General features: G+C 68.8%; 17 protein-coding genes. 1 reads left to right on the top strand and 16 read right to left on the bottom strand.

What is annotated here, in order from left to right:
• Nucleotides 1-580 precede the first annotated feature (580 nt).
• Entirely contained in the window at nt 581-1,060 is a 480-nt protein-coding gene (locus tag ACIA58_RS38430; protein WP_396408800.1) for an RrF2 family transcriptional regulator, read from the bottom strand.
• Between the two features lie 461 nt (nt 1,061-1,521).
• The gene (locus ACIA58_RS38435) at nt 1,522-2,460 is read right to left on the bottom strand and encodes a tyrosine recombinase XerC (protein WP_396408801.1); all 939 of its coding nucleotides are present in this window, start codon (nt 2,458-2,460) and stop codon (nt 1,522-1,524) included.
• A 136-nt stretch (nt 2,461-2,596) separates the two neighbouring features.
• On the opposite strand from ACIA58_RS38435, the gene ACIA58_RS38440 reads away from it, so the two are divergent.
• A complete protein-coding gene (locus tag ACIA58_RS38440) occupies nt 2,597-4,231 on the top strand; it encodes an APC family permease (protein ID WP_396408802.1) in 1,635 nt (544 codons plus the stop codon).
• 136 nt (nt 4,232-4,367) lie between these two features.
• Here ACIA58_RS38440 and dprA read toward each other — a convergent pair whose 3' ends face one another.
• From dprA to ACIA58_RS38510, 14 genes are all read right to left on the bottom strand, one after another.
• Nucleotides 4,368-5,588: a DNA-processing protein DprA gene (gene dprA / locus ACIA58_RS38445; protein ID WP_396408803.1), complete on the bottom strand. Its 1,221-nt coding sequence runs from the start codon at nt 5,586-5,588 to the stop codon at nt 4,368-4,370.
• A complete protein-coding gene (locus tag ACIA58_RS38450; protein ID WP_396408804.1) occupies nt 5,585-7,162 on the bottom strand; it encodes a YifB family Mg chelatase-like AAA ATPase in 1,578 nt (525 codons plus the stop codon). Before ACIA58_RS38450 ends, dprA begins: the two co-directional genes overlap by 4 nt.
• Nucleotides 7,162-7,518, bottom strand: coding sequence for a YraN family protein (locus tag ACIA58_RS38455; RefSeq protein ID WP_396408805.1), 357 nt, complete (start codon nt 7,516-7,518; stop codon nt 7,162-7,164). The genes ACIA58_RS38450 and ACIA58_RS38455 overlap by 1 nt, the downstream gene beginning before the upstream one ends.
• A gap of 76 nt (nt 7,519-7,594) precedes the next feature.
• Nucleotides 7,595-7,918, bottom strand: coding sequence for a DUF2469 domain-containing protein (locus tag ACIA58_RS38460; protein WP_012922325.1), 324 nt, complete (start codon nt 7,916-7,918; stop codon nt 7,595-7,597).
• The gene (locus tag ACIA58_RS38465) at nt 7,915-8,616 is read right to left on the bottom strand and encodes a ribonuclease HII (RefSeq protein ID WP_396408806.1); all 702 of its coding nucleotides are present in this window, start codon (nt 8,614-8,616) and stop codon (nt 7,915-7,917) included. Before ACIA58_RS38465 ends, ACIA58_RS38460 begins: the two co-directional genes overlap by 4 nt.
• 51 nt (nt 8,617-8,667) lie before the next feature.
• Entirely contained in the window at nt 8,668-9,432 is a 765-nt protein-coding gene (gene lepB / locus ACIA58_RS38470; RefSeq protein WP_396408807.1) for a signal peptidase I, read from the bottom strand.
• Nucleotides 9,429-10,058, bottom strand: coding sequence for a signal peptidase I (lepB, locus tag ACIA58_RS38475; RefSeq protein WP_396408808.1), 630 nt, complete (start codon nt 10,056-10,058; stop codon nt 9,429-9,431). The genes lepB (ACIA58_RS38470) and lepB (ACIA58_RS38475) overlap by 4 nt, the downstream gene beginning before the upstream one ends.
• Before the next feature lie 145 nt (nt 10,059-10,203).
• The gene (rplS, locus tag ACIA58_RS38480; protein ID WP_396408809.1) at nt 10,204-10,563 is read right to left on the bottom strand and encodes a 50S ribosomal protein L19; all 360 of its coding nucleotides are present in this window, start codon (nt 10,561-10,563) and stop codon (nt 10,204-10,206) included.
• Between the two features lie 205 nt (nt 10,564-10,768).
• Complete coding sequence (trmD, locus tag ACIA58_RS38485; RefSeq protein ID WP_396408810.1) at nt 10,769-11,965, bottom strand: tRNA (guanosine(37)-N1)-methyltransferase TrmD; 1,197 nt, start codon at nt 11,963-11,965, stop codon at nt 10,769-10,771.
• Complete coding sequence (rimM, locus tag ACIA58_RS38490; RefSeq protein WP_396408811.1) at nt 11,955-12,497, bottom strand: ribosome maturation factor RimM; 543 nt, start codon at nt 12,495-12,497, stop codon at nt 11,955-11,957. Before rimM ends, trmD begins: the two co-directional genes overlap by 11 nt.
• A 226-nt stretch (nt 12,498-12,723) precedes the next feature.
• Nucleotides 12,724-12,975: an RNA-binding protein gene (locus ACIA58_RS38495; RefSeq protein ID WP_396409292.1), complete on the bottom strand. Its 252-nt coding sequence runs from the start codon at nt 12,973-12,975 to the stop codon at nt 12,724-12,726.
• 5 nt (nt 12,976-12,980) lie between these two features.
• The gene (gene rpsP / locus ACIA58_RS38500) at nt 12,981-13,544 is read right to left on the bottom strand and encodes a 30S ribosomal protein S16 (protein WP_396408812.1); all 564 of its coding nucleotides are present in this window, start codon (nt 13,542-13,544) and stop codon (nt 12,981-12,983) included.
• Nucleotides 13,545-13,720: 176 nt separating this feature from the next.
• Nucleotides 13,721-15,073 (bottom strand): 6-phospho-beta-glucosidase, encoded by a 1,353-nt coding sequence (locus tag ACIA58_RS38505; protein ID WP_396408813.1) that lies wholly within the window; start codon nt 15,071-15,073, stop codon nt 13,721-13,723.
• Nucleotides 15,070-15,822: a DeoR/GlpR family DNA-binding transcription regulator gene (locus ACIA58_RS38510; RefSeq protein ID WP_396408814.1), complete on the bottom strand. Its 753-nt coding sequence runs from the start codon at nt 15,820-15,822 to the stop codon at nt 15,070-15,072. Before ACIA58_RS38510 ends, ACIA58_RS38505 begins: the two co-directional genes overlap by 4 nt.
• Between the last annotated feature and the right edge of the window lie 64 nt (nt 15,823-15,886).

The following is a 15,886-nucleotide window of genomic DNA, read 5'->3' on the forward strand; positions in this document are numbered from 1 at the left end:
GCCGCCTCCGCCTGCCCCTTGGCCTGCCGCCTCCGCCTGCCCCTTGGCCTGCCGCCTCCGCCTGCCCCTTGGCCTGCCGCCTCCGCCTGCCCCTTGGCCTGCCGCCTCCGCCTGCCCCTTGGTCTGCCGCCCCACCTGCCCCTTGGCCAACTGTCTCCGCCTGCCCCGCCACATAGAAGCCTGCCGTGCCGCGCCGCCTGCCGCCCGGCCTGGCCCGCCTGCCGCCCCGTGCCGCCTGCCTTGGCCCGCTGGCTTGGCCCACCTGGCTGCCTAGCCCACTACCTCCGCCCACCCTGCTGGGCCCCCACTACCTCCGCCCACCCTGCTGGGCCCCCACTACCTCGCCCACCCTGCTGGCCCGCTTGGCCCGTCTGGCCTGCCCGCCGCGCTGCCAGCGCCTGCCCTGGTGGCCCCTACTTCGGCCGCCCTGCTGGCACCATCTCCTGGCCAGCCCTGCCGCCTGCCCTGCCGGCTCCACTACCTCGCCCGCCGTGCCGGCCCTGCTACCTCCGCGCTCTGCTGGCCCCGCTACCTACAACTGACCCGCCCGGTCCGCTGCCCGTGCTCGCCGGAAGGGCGGTTAGCTGCCGGGGACGCGGGCCTGCCAGGCGTCCTCGTCGCGGGAGCGGCGCTCGACGCCGGCCGGGAGTTTGTTCTTCGCGAGATCGACCAGGGTCGTGTTCTCGAGTACGTCCCGCAGGCTGGCACGCGCCGCGATCCAGACCCGTTGGAGGACCACTGCATGTTCGTTGTAGGACACGCTCTCCGGCCGGACACCGGAGATGCTCACGATCGGACCGTCGACCGCGCGCATCACGTCGGCCACGGAGATCTCGTTCGGGTCGACGGCGAGCCGCCATCCACCCGACTGCCCGCGCTGGCTGGACAGCACGCCGGCCCGGCGGAGGTCGGCGAGGATTCCCTGCAGGAAGCCGTGCGGAATGCCCTGCGCCCGGCTGAGCTCCTCGGCCGACACCACCGAGGGATCGTCGGCCGCCCACCGCTGGGTGATCTCGATCAGAGCTCGCAACGCATAGTCAGACTTCGCCGAAACCCGCATGTCCCGCAGTCTGCCGCATCCGCCCACTCACGCGCCGCATCCCCCGCACACAGCCCCGAGTCCGAGAGGCTGGACGATCTCCAGGCGTCGCCACCGGCCGTCACCGAGCCGAGATCGCGCAAACGAGCGGATTTGCCCACCCGCCGCACCTTCGCCCAGGCGAGGCCGCCCACTCAACCGCTCGCACAACTGCCCGGACAACCGCCCGCACAACCGCCCGGACAACCGCCCGGACAACCGCCCGGACAACCGCCCGGACAACCGCCCGGACAACCGCCCGGACAACCGCCCGGACAACCGCCCGGACACCGTCGGGAAAAGCGCGCGGAAGAGCGCCCGGACAAGGGGGCCCGACAAGCGCCCCGACAAGCGCCCCGACAAGCGCCCCGACGAGCGCCCGGACAAGCGCCCGGACAAGGACCTAGGTGTGGATCCAGGTAAGGACCTGGGCGAGCGCGTGGTCAGGCGCGCGGATGCGCCTGCTGGTAGGCCTTCCGGAGCCGATCGCTGGAGACATGCGTGTAGACCTGCGTCGTCGCCAACGACGCGTGCCCGAGCAACTCCTGCACGCTCCGAAGATCCGCGCCACCTTCGAGCAGATGCGTGGCCGCCGTATGCCGCAGACCGTGCGGAGCCAGATCCGCATCGACGACCGCCATCCGCTCGTGCACCATCCGCCGTACCGCCCGCTGATCGATCCGTCCGCCACGGGCGCCGAGGAACACGGCCGGCCCACTCCCTTCGCGCGCCAGCTTCGGCCGCGCCTCGGCCAGCCATCGCTCAAGGGCCTCCCCGGCCGGTACGCCGTACGGGACCGACCGCTCCTTCCGGCCCTTGCCGAACACGCGGACCACTCGGCGCGACCGATCGATATCGTCCACATCGAGCGCACACAGCTCACCGACGCGGATCCCGGTCGCGTACAGGAGCTCCATGATCGCGAGGTCACGCAGCCCGATCGGACTGCCGTCATCCGCGGCGACCGCTGCCGCATCGAGCACGGTTCGCGTATCGGCCTGCCCCAGCACGCCCGGCAAACTCTTGTGCGCCTTAGGGCTGACGAGCAATGCTCCCGGATCCGTACCGACCCGGCCGGTCCGTTGCGCCCACGCCGTGAACACCCTTGCGGCCGTGGCCCGGCGAGCCATCGTGCTGCGGGATTTCCCCAGACTTTGCTGTTTTGCCAGCCAGGACCGCAGACCTCGGATGTCCAGCCCGGCAAGATCATCGTGACCAAGCCGAATCAAATGTTCGAGTAAATCCGCGACATCTCCGATGTAGGCTCTGACCGAGTGAGTGCTGAGGTCTCTCTCCGCCGTCAGATGCCGTTCGTAGTCAGCCAGTAACTGAGTGAAACCTTCCGGCCAGGAAGGGTTTCCACTGACATCGTCCGGCGTCATGTGTCGACGATGCGTGAGGCGGCCCGGCATCGCAAGCCACCGCGCGGAGACCGGCGAGAGGAGGTCTGGTCGATAGCCCGACGGTCGACTACTGTTCGGCCCGATTGCCCTAGTAGCAACGGAGGCACCCCTGACCATGGCCCCCTCAGCGAACGGACAGACCGTAGGCCGGCGTTTGCCGGTCGAGTCGGCGTTCACTCGAGTCGAGGACGCGCGGCACCGTCTGCCGCGTTTGTTCGGTCGTCGCGATCTGGTCGTTCTCGGCCTTGGCGTGATGATCGGCTCCGGCATCTTCAGCATCAGCGGCGTCCAGGCGGCCAATGTCGCCGGACCGGCAGTGATCCTGTCGTTCGTGATCGCCGCGATCGTCTGTCTGCTGGCCGCGGCCTGTTACGCCGAGCTGTCCTCCACGATCCCGGTCTCCGGTAGCGCGTACACCTTCAGCTACGTGACTTTCGGCGAGATGTGGGCCTGGCTGGTCGGCTGGGCGCTCGTGCTGGAACTCGTCACGGCGGCGGCGATCGTCGCGCGCGTCTGGTCGGCGTACTTCCTGGCCACGCTGGACGGATTCGGAGTCACGCTGCCCAGCGGGGTGGCGCAGTTCTTCGGTCCCGAGGCCAAGATCAACCTTGTTGCCCCCTTGCTGCTGCTGGTCCTGACTGCGCTGATCGTGACCGGCACCAAGCTGTCGTCCCGGGTGCTGACCGTCGTCGTGATCGCGAAGGTCGCGGTGATCCTGCTGGTCGTGATCGTCGGCGCCGCCCACGTGAACGTGTCGAACTACCACCCGTTCGTGCCGCCGGCCCGGGCCGCGCCCGCGACAGCGAGTCCGACGTTGCTGGGCTGGATCCTGGACTCGTCGTTCGGTTCGTTCGGGACGATGGGCATCTTCACGGCCGCGAGCACGATCGTGTTCGCCTACATCGGCTTCGACCTGATCGCCACCGCGTCGGAGGACGCCCGGAGCCCCCGCAAGACTGTCCCGCAAGGGATGCTGCTCGGCGTCGGCGCCGTGACGATCCTCTACATCGCAATGGCTGTCGTCCTGGTCGGCATGCGTCCGTTCGGCAAGCTGGGCGGAGCCGCACCCGTCTCCGAGGCACTCGCTGCGGTCGGCGTCGGCTGGGCTGCGAAGGTGGTCAACCTAGGTGCCTTGCTCGCGTTGATGACGGTGATCATGGTCGTCCTCATCGCGCAGAGCCGCGTCCTGTTCAACATGGGCCGCGACGGCCTGCTGCCGAAGAGCCTCGGCCGGGTCAGCCGGGTGTACTCCTCCCCCGCCCGCGCCGCCGCCTTCGCAGGTCTCGCCGCGCTGGCGCTCACGCTGTACCCGAAGGTCCTCGAGCTCGAGGAGCTGCTGGTCATCGGTGCCCTGTTCTGCTTCGCATTCTGTGCCGTCGGCGTACTCACGCTGCGTCGCTCGGAGCCCAACCTGGAGCGCGGCTTCCGGGTGCCGATGGTCCCGTTGATCCCGCTGCTGTCGCTCGCCGCGACCGTGTGGCTGATGCTCAACATGAAGACGAGCACCTGGACCAAGTTCGGCGTCTGGATGGTCATCGGCATCGCGATCTACGGCCTGTACGGCCGCTGGCACAGCCGCCTCGCCAACGAGGACAGCTGGGACTTCGACCTAGGCGACACCGACCCCGGCACCGGAGGCCTCCAAGCCATCCGCGCCGACCAGGACCGCCCACCCGAGCTCCGCGCCATCCGCACCCCACCCGAACAACAGCCCCAAAAACCCACCCGCGGCAAACACATGCGCAACTAGCCCAACCACACAAACCCCCTGGCCAACTGGAGCATCGCGGGGATTGACAGCTGGTGCCGGGCGGCATGCCTGCGCCGCAGCTGTCGTGGGTGGGGCCTTGCTGACGGCTGTTGAGCGCTATCTCGGGCCCTGAGGGTTACGCGAGTGGGGTCGGTGGTGGGAGGCGCCAGCCGGTTGGGGTTTGGGTTATTAGGGCGTGGGCGGCTAGGGATTCTAGGGACTGTTGGGTGGTGGGGAGGTCAAGGCCTGCGGTGACGGCTATGCGGGTGGCGGGGGCTGGGTGGTGGACGGGGACGGCGTCCAGGGTGCGTTGGAGGTCGGGGGCCAGGGTGTCGGCGAGGGTTTGGGGGGCTCGTGGGGGTTCGGTGAGGTGGGCGCCGAACGGGGAGATTGCTTCGACGATGTCGGCGACGCTGGTGGCCAGTAGGGCGTTGCGCTCTCGGACGAGTAGGTGGCTGCCGGCGGACATGCGGGACGTGATGGGGCCGGGGACGGCGAGGACGGCGCGGCCGCATTGTTCGGCCCAGCCGGCGGTGTTGAGGGCGCCGCTGCGGATCGCGGCTTCGATGACGACTGTGCCTTGCGTGGCTGCGGCGATGAGGCGGTTGCGGGCGAGGAAGCGGAGCTTGGTGGGCGAACATCCGGGCGGGAGCTCGGCGACGACCAGGCCGTCCTCGGCGATGCGGCTGAGCAGGGCTGAATTGCTTTTCGGGTAGCTGACATCGACTCCACAGGCGAGGACCGCGATCGTCAGACCGGAAGCGGCCAGCGCGCCGCGATGGGCGGCTGCGTCGATGCCGAACGCGCCACCGGACACCACAGTGACACCGGTGTCGGCGAGGCCGGCGGAAAGCTCGGCTGCGACGTGATCGCCGTACGACGAGCAGGCGCGGGCGCCGACGATCGAGGCGGACTGCTTCAACGCAGCACGGAGATTGGCCCGGCCGCGGACCCACAGGCCGAACGGCGCGCCGGCGCGGCGGGTCAGCTGACCCGCGTCGGCCAGAACGTCCACGGCGTCGGGCCATTCCTCGTCGCCGGGGATGACGAACCTGGCCCCAGCGGCTGCGGCCCGCTCGAGATCTCCTTGTGGGTCGACCTCGGCGAGGCGGGTGGACCAGCGCTCAAGGCCACGTGACTTCCGCTGGAGGCGGTCCCAGATCTCGAGCGCGGACATCCCGTCGAAGGCCTTCAGCGCGGCGAGGTCGCCCGGCTCGACGACGCGGGACAAGCCGGCGCGAGCCAGGCGTTCGCGGTCGTCGTTGCTGTCGGCAAGGGGCTCTGAGCCGGCTGCTCCTCCGCCGGAGCCGATGGTGTCGGTGGTCAGGGCGAGGTTTGTCAGTGCATGGTTCGTCATCGGGTGAGTCCTTTGAGAGGGCGGAGGTCGGAGAGCTGGGCTAAGGGTTCGCCTGCGCGCAGCTGGAAGGCTTCGTGGGTCAGCTCGACGGTTGGCCTGGCGACACCGGCCAGGTCGGCCAGGGTCCAGGCGAGTCGGACGACGCGGTCGAAGCCTCGGGCGGTGAGGCGGCCGGTCGCGTAGTGGTCCTCGAGGAGTTTGTTGCTCGCGGCATCCAGGGGATGTTCGCGACGAAGGATGGGACCCGGGACCTCGCTGTTCAGGATCCAGGCGGTGCCGCGGTAGCGGTGGGCCTGGCGATCACGAGCGTGCTGCACGCGGCCGGCGACGACGGCGGTCGACTCGACGGGCTCGCCGTCGGTGATGGTGCGCGCTGCCGGGAGGATCTGGCGTTGGATGTCCAGGCGGTCCTTGATCGGGCCGCTGATTCGTTGGCGATACCGCGCCAGGGCCTGCGGTGTGCAGCTGCAGACTCCCTGATTGGTGCCGGACAGGCCGCAGGGGCACGGGTTCGCCGCCAGGACGAGCATGAATCGGGCCGGGAACTTCGCGACCGCGGCGGCCCGGTGGACTTCGACGAAACCGGACTCGAGCGGCTGCCGGAGGGTGTCGAGAGTGAGCGGGTGCATCTCGGGCGCCTCGTCGATGAACAGGATGCCGCGATGCGCGCAGCTGATCGCGCCAGGCCTCGGCACGCCAGACCCGCCACCGACAAGGCTGACCAGGGACGCCGTGTGATGGGGCGCGATGAATGGGGGCCGGACGACGAGCTCGGCGTCGTTGGTCAGGAGGCCGGCGAGTGAGTGGACGGCCGACACCTCGAGCGAGTCGTCCGTGCTCAGGTCTGGCATCAGCCCGGCCAGGCGCTCGGCGAGCATCGTCTTGCCGGAGCCCGGCGGCCCGTGCAGGAAGAGGTGATGCCCGCCCGCGGCCGCGGCCTCGATCGCGCGGCGGCCTTCGCGCTGGCCGATGACGTCGTCGAGATCGACCGCCGGAACGCGGGTCAGCGACTCCGACACCAGCCGTGGCTCGGCGCGGGGTGGGGCTTCGTCGGGGATCTCGACGCCGCGGAGCAGAGCGAGGACCTGACGGAGCGAGCGCGCGCCGTACACCTCGATGCCTGGGACGAGGCGTGCTTCGCCGACGTTGAGGTCCGGGACGACGATGCGGTCGAAGCCGGCCCGGGCGGCGGCCAGGGTCATCGCGAGCGCACCGCGGACCTCGCGGATGCGGCCGTCGAGGCCGAGCTCGCCGATGATGGCCGTCTGGCGGAGCGCGGTCGGATCGACGACGCCTGCCGCGGTCAGCAGACTGAGGGCGATGGCGACGTCGTAGTGCGAGCCGGTCTTGGGCAAGGTGGCGGGTGAGAGGCCGATGGTGACCTTGCGGTCGGGGAATCGCTCGCCACTGTTCACCACGGCGGCGCGGACGCGGTCGCGGGCTTCGGACAGGGACGTGTCCGGGAGACCGATCAACGTCGTCTTCGGCAGGCCTTGGGCGATATCAGCCTCGACCTCGACGAGATGGCCCTCCAGGCCGACCAGCGCGACCGACCAGGTCTGTGCGAGAGCCATCAGGCGACACCCCGCACATGGTCGACTCTGGGTCGCGTGTCGTGGTCGAACAGGACGGCCACGGCGTCGATCCGGACCGCCGCCGGTCTGAGCTGATGGGCCTGCAACCAGCGGCCCGCCAGCTTCCGCAGGGTGGTCAGCTTCTTGTAGGTGATCGACTCCAACGGACTGCCGTAGTTCAGCCCGCGGCGCGTCTTCACCTCACAGACGACGAGCGTGTCGCCTTCGCGCGCGACGATGTCGATCTCGCCGAGCTCGCAGCGCCAGTTGCGCTCGAGCACGGCGAAACCGTGCGCGCTGAGATACCTCGCGGCGAGATCCTCGCCGTACCGCCCGACTGCGTTCTTGGTCCGCATCGATGACCACCTCCGGCAGAGAACATGCCGGGATCAGGCCTCGATGCGGGCCCTCAGTTCGAACTTGTGGAAAACCTCAGCGGCCGAAGTCGGAGTCCTTCGGGACTTCCAGGTCGGACTTGGCGAGCTCTTCGATGTTGACGTCGCGGAAGGTGACGACCTTGGCGTTCTTCACGAAGCGGGCCGAGCGGTACACGTCCCAGACCCACGCGTCGGCCATCGTCACCTCGAAGTACACGTCGCCGCCCTCGGTCCGCACCTTGAGGTCGACCGCGTTGCACAGGTAGAAGCGCCGCTCGGTCTCTACGACGTACTTGAAGATCCCGACGACGTCCTTGTACTCCCGATAGAGCTGTAGCTCCATATCGGTCTCGTACTTCTCGAGGTCGTCAGCGCTCATGCCTGGCTCTCCACTCCGGTGGGACTGGTCACATTCTGTCCCATATCGGGTCGCAGACTGCGGCGGACATTCTCGAACCGCCGTCGATGTTGTGGGCACGGACCGTATTCGTCCAGTGCCGCCTGGTGCTCGGGGGTGCAGTATCCCTTGTGGATCGCGAACCCGTACTGCGGGTACACGGTGTCCCAGTGCTGCATCACCCGGTCCCGCGTCACCTTGGCGATCACGGAGGCGGCGGCGATGCAAGCCGCCACGCGGTCGCCCTTCCAAATCGCCAGTCCCGGTACGCCGAGACCGTCGACACCGAAGCCGTCCGTCAGCACGTACGACGGGCGCACGTCGAGGCGGAACAGCGCCCGGCGGAGCGCCTCAACGTTCGCGACGTGCATGCCGAGCCGGTCGCACTCGGCGGCCTCGATCGCGACCACCGACCAGGCGAGGGCGCGCTTGCGGATCTCGTCGTAGCAGCGATCCCGGGCCTTGGCCGTCAACAGCTTGGAGTCGGCCAGCTCCGGGATCTGCCCCCGTTTACCCTCCGGCAGGATCACCGCGGCCGCCACCAGCGGCCCCGCACACGGTCCACGACCGGCCTCGTCGACGCCGGCGATCGGGTCCAGTCCGACGCGGCGCAGGGCACGCTCGTACCCGTACAGTCCGGCGTCCCGCCGTACCGTGCTCCCGCGCGGCAGCGCGCTCATTCAGCCCTCCGCATCACACAACTCACCCTAGGCGTCAGGGGCGACAGGTTCTCACTTAGGTGGTGGTGTGAGGGATATCGAAGGTTTGTCCGGGGCCGGGCCAGGGGCCGGCACCGCCTTGAACGTGTCGGGTACGCCGAGTTTGCTCCAGCGACCCGCCGGCCAGACGATCGATATCGCCCGCCCGGTGACCTTGTCGAGCGGCACGAACGCCGCGTCGCCCTGGTTGCCGCCGTTCGCGTCGACGTCCTGGAGGTGGACCCGCGAGTCCCCGGAGGCAGACCTGTGGTCACCCATCACGAAGATCCGGCCGGCCGGGACGGTGACCTGGAACTCCATCTGCGACGGGGCATCGCCTGGATACAGGTACTTCGTTTCGTCGAGGGGCTGACCGTTCACGAGCAGGCGGCCCTTGGAGTCGCAGCAGGCGACCCTGTCGCCGGGCATGCCGATCAGGCGCTTGATCAGGTGGCCGTGACTGGAGTCCGGCAGCAGGCCGACGACCTCGAAGAACCGGCCGACGGAGCCGCGCTTCTGGCCGCTCTCCTCCGGGCCGAGCCAGCCGCCCGGGTCCTCGAACACGACCACGTCGCCGCGCTTGACGTCGGTGAGCTTCTCCACCACGACCCGGTCACCGACCAGCAGCGTGTTCTCCATCGACTCGCTCGGGATGATGAACATCTGCCCGACGAACGCCCGCAGGATCGACGAGACGATCAGGGCCCCGACCACGATCAGCACGAACTCACGGGCGGCTGCCGCGAAGCCCGAGCGAGGGGCGGGTTTGGGGTCCGTCTTGGTCGGTGTATCTGTCACTTCTTCAGCCCCGGCTTCTTGAAGGTTTCCGGAGGACGCAGCATCGTCATCCGGTCAGACGGCCAGATTATGCAACAGGCCCGGCCAACCACGTTCTCGACCGGCACGAATCCGCCTCCGGGGCCACCCATATGGGCACGGGAGTCGGCGGATTCGGCCCGGTTGTCGCCCATCACCCACAGGTGACCGGCCGGCACCAGCACGTTGAACGGCACTTCCGACGGTTTGGCGTCCTTCAGAAGGTACTCGCGCTCGTCCAGCGGGATCCCGTTGACGGTGATCTGGCCCTGCTTGTTGCAGCAGACCACTCGGTCGCCGCCGATACCGATCACCCGCTTGACCAGGTGACCCTCGCCGCTGCGGGGCAGGATGCCGACGAACTCACCGACCCGGCGCAGCGTCCCCGGCTTGGCCTCTTCCTCGTTCAGCCAGTTGCCCGGGTCCTTGAACACGACGATGTCACCGCGGTCGACGTCCCGGTGCAGGTAGCTGACCTTCTCGGCGAGGATCCGGTCGTCCTTGGTCAGCGTGTCGTACATCGACTCCGACGGGACGTAGAACGCCTCCGCGACGAACAGCCGCAGGACGATCGTGATGACGAGCGCGAGCACCGTGACGGTGCTCATCTCGAGCAGCAGGCTGAGCAGCGGATTGCGCTGCTTCAGCCTGCGGTGACGTCCCTTGCTGCGACGTGCCCTCGTGGCTACCGGGCGAGGGCGAGCTCGAGTCGCGGTGCTCGGCGCCATAGGAGACCGTCGTCGTTACGCGACGTCAGGAGGCCGGGACTTCGCGCTTCTCCTTGATCTTGGCCGCCTTACCGCGCAGCTCGCGCAGGTAGTACAGCTTGGCGCGGCGGACGTCGCCGCGGGTCACGACCTCGATCTTCTCCACGATCGGGGTGTGCAGCGGGAACGTCCGCTCCACGCCGACGCCGAAGCTGACCTTGCGGACCGTGAAGGTCTCCTGCAGGCCACCACCCTGGCGCCGGATCACGACACCCTTGAACACCTGGACGCGGGACCGGTTGCCCTCGATGACCTTGACGTGCACATTGACGGTGTCGCCGGGCCGGAAAGCGGGGATGTCGTCACGCTTGCTCGCGTTGTCGAGCTCATTCAGGACGTTGCTCATCAGGTGTCTCTTCCTCGCGCGTGCCACAGGTCACCCACGAATCTAGGTGGTGATGAAGTCATCAGAATGCTGCCGGTCGGTGGTCACCCCCTGTGGCAGGAGCACCGAAGGGCAGCAGCAGACAATCTTGCCACACGCCCCACACCGTGACGAAATCCGCCCGGGACATCAGCGCAGGGTGAGCGTGGCTCGGACGTGACCACCGTCACTTTCGGCGACGGCGTTTGCTCAGGTGGACCAGGTCGACCTTCGGCGTCTGGGGCTCCCGGCCGACCTCCCGGTAGCCGGCCTTCCGGTACAGGGCCAGGTTGCGGTCGCTCAGCGCGCCGGTGTTCAAGGTGTACGACGTGACGTCGGCCGGAGCCAGCCGCTCGGCGGCGCGGAGGAGGCGGTCGCCGAGGCCGCGACCCTGCCAGTCCGGGGCGACGACGAGGCGCTCGATGTGCCCCAGCGAACCGTCGACGGTCAGTTGGACCGAGCCGACGATGCGGGCACCGGCCACTGCCTTCAGCGCGATGGAACGCTCCAGGCGACCCGCTGTGTCGGCGACGTCCGCGGTGAGCGGCGGGATCGTGAAGTCGTCGTACAGGCGGGCTTCGGAGAGGAAGGACGCCAGCTGCAGTACGTGAATCTCGCCCGCGTCGGCAGTCGTGGCCGGGAGGATGCGCACGGCGTCGGAGTCGTCCTTGCCCGCCAGTACGTCGCCCCAGGCTGCCAACAGGTCCGGCCGGCGTTCCGCAGTACGACGGACTGACTCCTCGTGGTGCCAATCGGCGATGAGGCCGTGGTTCCCAGACAGGAGCACCTCGGGTACGTCGTACCCGCGCCAGGTCGGCGGCTTCGTATAGACCGGGTACTCGAGCAGGCCGTCGCCGGAGTGCGACTCCTCAGCCAAGGACTCCGGGTTGCCGATGACACCGGGCAGCAGGCGCGCCACAGCCTCGACCATGACGAGTACGGCGACCTCGCCGCCGTTCAGCACGTAGTCGCCGATGGACACCTCGTCCACGCGCATCCGCTCGGCGGCGTACGACGCCACGCGCGCGTCGATGCCCTCGTACCTGCCGCAGGCGAAGGCCAGCCACGGCTCGGATGCCAGCTCGTACGCCAGCTCCTGCGTGAACGGACGGCCGGCCGGAGTCGGCACGATCAGCCGCGGCTGGGCCGGACCGTCAGCCGGTGCGATCGCATCGAGCGCCAGCCCCCAGGGCTCCGGCTTCATCACCATGCCCGCTCCCCCGCCGTACGGGGTGTCGTCGACGGTCCGATGGCGGTCGTGGGTCCACTCCCGCAGGTCGTGGAGGTGGACGTCCAGGAGGCCGCTCTTGGCCGCCTTGCCGACCAGGGAGACGTCTAGCGCGGCCAGGTACTCCGGGAAGATCGTGACAACGTCAAGCCTCATCGGTCGGGACCACCTCGGCACCGTCCGGGTCGAGCAGACCGGGCCGGTCGGCCACCACGACGTACTGCTTGTCCAGGTTGAGCTCCGGGACCAGCTGCTCGACCAGCGGAACCAGTACTGCGTTTCCGGCGGGGCGGCGGATCTCCAGGAGGTCCTGCGACGGGAGGTGGACGACGTCGATCACCTCACCGACCTCGGCGCCGTCGGTGGTGCGGACGGCGAGGCCGATCAGCTCGCGGTCGTAATACTCCTCGGGGTCCTCGGGACGCTCGTCCTCGTCGATCTCGGCCTGCACGAACAGGTTGCGCAGCAGCTCGGCGGCGGTCCGGTCCGGCACCTCGGCGAACTTCACCAGCAGCCGCCCGCTGTGCCAGCGGCTGGACGCCACCGTCAGCGTGCGGGACACCTTGGCGTCCGTCACCACCGTCACGCCGTCGGCGAACCGGCGGTCCGGCTCGTCGGTCCGTACGTCGATGCCGACCTCGCCCTTGATCCCGTGCGCGCGGCCGATCCGCCCAACAGTCACCAACACCTGCAAACGCCCTTCTGGGAGATCTCGATGGCCGCCTTGTCCAGTCAGACTGGTCAATTTGACCAATGCCACTGGTCAGTCTGCCAAGTATCGCTGGATGCCCCTTGCACACCACCAGACCGCCGTGAAGCGCGAGTTGGGCGGCGGGTGGGGGTGGGTGGGCGGGAAGAATAGGACGAAGGGCCGCACCCCAGACCGGGTGCGGCCCTTCGAAGGACTGCTGAGCTCAGCGGCGCGGGCGCCGGTTGAGCTCGTCGACGAAGTCGATGCGCAGCGAGGACTCCGAGCTGAGGGCGCCGACGACGGTGCGGATCGCGGTGGCGGTCCGGCCGTTGCGGCCGATCACCTTGCCGATGTCGTCGGGGTTGACGTGCACCTCGAGGGTGCGCCCGCGGCGCAGGTTCCGGGACCGGACACTGACGTCGTCGGGGTTGTCCACGATGCCTCGGACCAGGTGCTCGAGCGCCTCGGTCTCCATCATCGTCAGGCCTCGGTGGTCTCGGCCGCGGCCGGCGCCTCGTCGGCCTTGGCGGCCGGAGCCTCGTCAGCCTTGGCGGCGGGAGCCTCGTCAGCCTTGGCCGCCGGAGCCTCGTCAGCCTTGGCGGCCGCTGCCTCGTCAGCCTTGGCCGCGGGAGCGTCGTCCTTCTTCTCGGCCGTCTTCTTGGCCGCGGACTTCTTGGCGGTGACCGCCTCGGTCTTCAGCGAGCCGTGGGCCTCGGCCAGCGCCTCGTTGAAGATCTCCTGCTTGTCCCGCTTCGGCTCGGCGACCCGCAGCGGCGCCGGGGCATCCATGCCCTTGAACTTCTGCCAGTCGCCGGAGGCCTTGAAGATCGCCTCGACGGCCTCGCTCGGCTGCGCGCCGACGCCCAGCCAGTACTGCGCCCGCTCCGACTCGACCCGGATGAACGAGGGCTCGGTCTTCGGGTTGTAGATGCCGATCTCCTCGATCGCCCGGCCGTCCCGCTTGGTGCGGGCGTCCATGACGACGATGCGGTAGTGCGGGGTGCGCTTCTTGCCGATGCGCTTCAAACGGATCTTGACTGCCACTTTTGGGTGGTCTCCCTCGGAATTACATGTCTGGGTGAGCAGCACGGGTCGTCGTGGGGACAACGGGGTGACCGCTCGGATGGGCCGGCCGGGCAGTGGAGTTAGAGGGCTGCACGAACCTGGACGGACTCAGCAGGCCATTCTGCCAGATACGGCGTGTCTCAGACCAATCGGCCTCAGGACCGGAGGTACGCGAGGTCCGGCAGGCTCTCGACGTAGGTGTCAAGGAGGCTACGGGCCACCGTCACCGAGTCGATCAGCGGGTGGTACGCGAGGGCCTTCAGGGCTGCCGACCGCGAGGACGTCGTGGCGGCCTCGATCGTGGAGCGCTCGACGGCCTTCACCGAGCAGACCAGACCGGCCTGGTGGTCGGTGAGCTGCGACACAGCGACCGGGAGCGCGCCGTTGGCGTCCACGGTGCACGGGATCTCCACCACGGCGTCGTCGTCCAGGTGATGCAGCACTCCGCGGTTGCGGACATTCAGGATGAGTGAGGCCCGCTCGTTGTGGGCGATCGCCCGCATCAGCGACAACGCGACCTGCTCGTAGCCGCCCGCCTCCATGTCCCGCTCGTCCCGCTCCCCCGCGTCTGCGACCTCACGGCTCTCCACTCCGTACGTCGACTCGCGCTCGGCCCGCGTCTTCTGCCACAACTCGAGCGCCTCCTCCGGGCGCCTCCCGGTCTCGGCGTAGAACGCGGACTGCTGCTCGAGCAGGAACGTGCCACGCGTCTGCCGCACAGCCTGTACGGCGGCCAGCGTCTCGCGGGCGAAGTAGTAATAGTGCAGGTACTCGTTCGGAATCGAGCCGATCGAGCGCAGCCAGTCCGGGCTGAACAACCGCCCTTCCTCGAAGGAGCTCAGTGCGTCGTCCGACTGCAGGAGGTCAGGCAGCCGATCCACACCGCCGGACCGCAGGCCGCGGAGCCAGCCGAGGTGGTTGAGGCCCGCGTAGTCGTAGAACGCTGTCGACGGGTCCACACCGAGCGCCAGCGCCGCTCGGCGGCCGAGACCCGACGGTGAGTCGCAGATGCCGATCACCCGGTCGCCGAGGATCGGGATCATCGCCTCTGTCACCATGCCGGCTGGATTGGTGAAGTTGATGGTCCACGCGTCCGGTGCGACCGCAGCGATCCGCTGTGCGATCTTGACGGCGACCGGAAGGGTCCGCAGGCCGTACGCGATCCCGCCTGCGCCGACGGTCTCCTGACCGAGCACGTCGAGCCCGAGGGCGACCCGCTCGTCGATCGTGCGCCCCTCCAGGCCGCCGACCCGAATGGCGGAGAAGATGAAGTCGGTGCCACGCAGAGCGTCGTCCAGATCAGTTGTCTCCGTCACCACTGGGGGTGGCAGCGGGTGCTCGGTCGCCGTCGCCTGCTGACGGAGCACGGCGCCGATAGCCGCGAGACGGGTGCGGTCGGTGTCGAACAGGACCACCTCGGTGATCCGTCCGGCGCCCTGGTCGCCGAGCAGCGCGTGATACACGAGCGGAACCCGGAAGCCGCCCCCGCCCAGGATCGTCAGCCTCATGCCAGCACCACCTGCACTCCTGCCTCGGTCAGTTGGGTCCGGGTCGCCTCATCCGCCCCTGGCTCTGTCACCACCATGGACAGTTCCCCCGGCTCACACACCCGGGCCACTCCGTGCCCCGGGAACTTCGTCCTGTCGGCGAGCAGCACGACGTGGTCGGCCGCGTTGATCATCGCTCGCTTCACCGGCACCTCGATCATCGTGCTGTCCATCACCCGGCCGTCCGGCCGCACCCCACTGGTCCCCAGGAACAGCCAGTCGACGTGGATCTGCCGCAGACTCTCCTCGGTCAGATACCCGACCAGGGACCGGTAGCTGCGCCGCACGAACCCGCCGAGCACGATCAGCTCGATCTGCTCGTCGTTCTGCAATTCCTCCAGTACTGCGAGGTTGCTGGTCACCACGGTCAACGACCGGCCGTGCAGGTGCTGCGCCACCCGGAGTGCCGTCGTACCGATGTCGAGCAGCACGGACTCGCCGTCGCTCACCAGCTCGGCAGCTCGACGGGCAATCCGGTCCTTCTCCTCGGCATGGACGGCGTTGACGTCCGCGAACGGCTCGTCCCCGCCGTCGACCGCGAGGGCACCGCCGTACACCCGGGTGAGGCGGCCCTCGGCGTGCAACTGCTCGAGGTCGCGCCGGATGGTCGCCTCGCTGACGCCGAGTTTGGAGGCAAGCACCTTGACGCCCCCGGCCCCGTCGGCCCGGAGCGCGCGGACGATCTGATCCTGTCGCTGCTTCGGCAACACATCGCAGACAGTATCACGCAAACTCTGTCATTCTCCGTCAAATCTTTGATCAGGTATTGCGGAT

The sequence above is a fragment of the Kribbella sp. NPDC051586 genome (genome assembly GCF_044453965.1).
Classification (GTDB): domain Bacteria; phylum Actinomycetota; class Actinomycetes; order Propionibacteriales; family Kribbellaceae; genus Kribbella.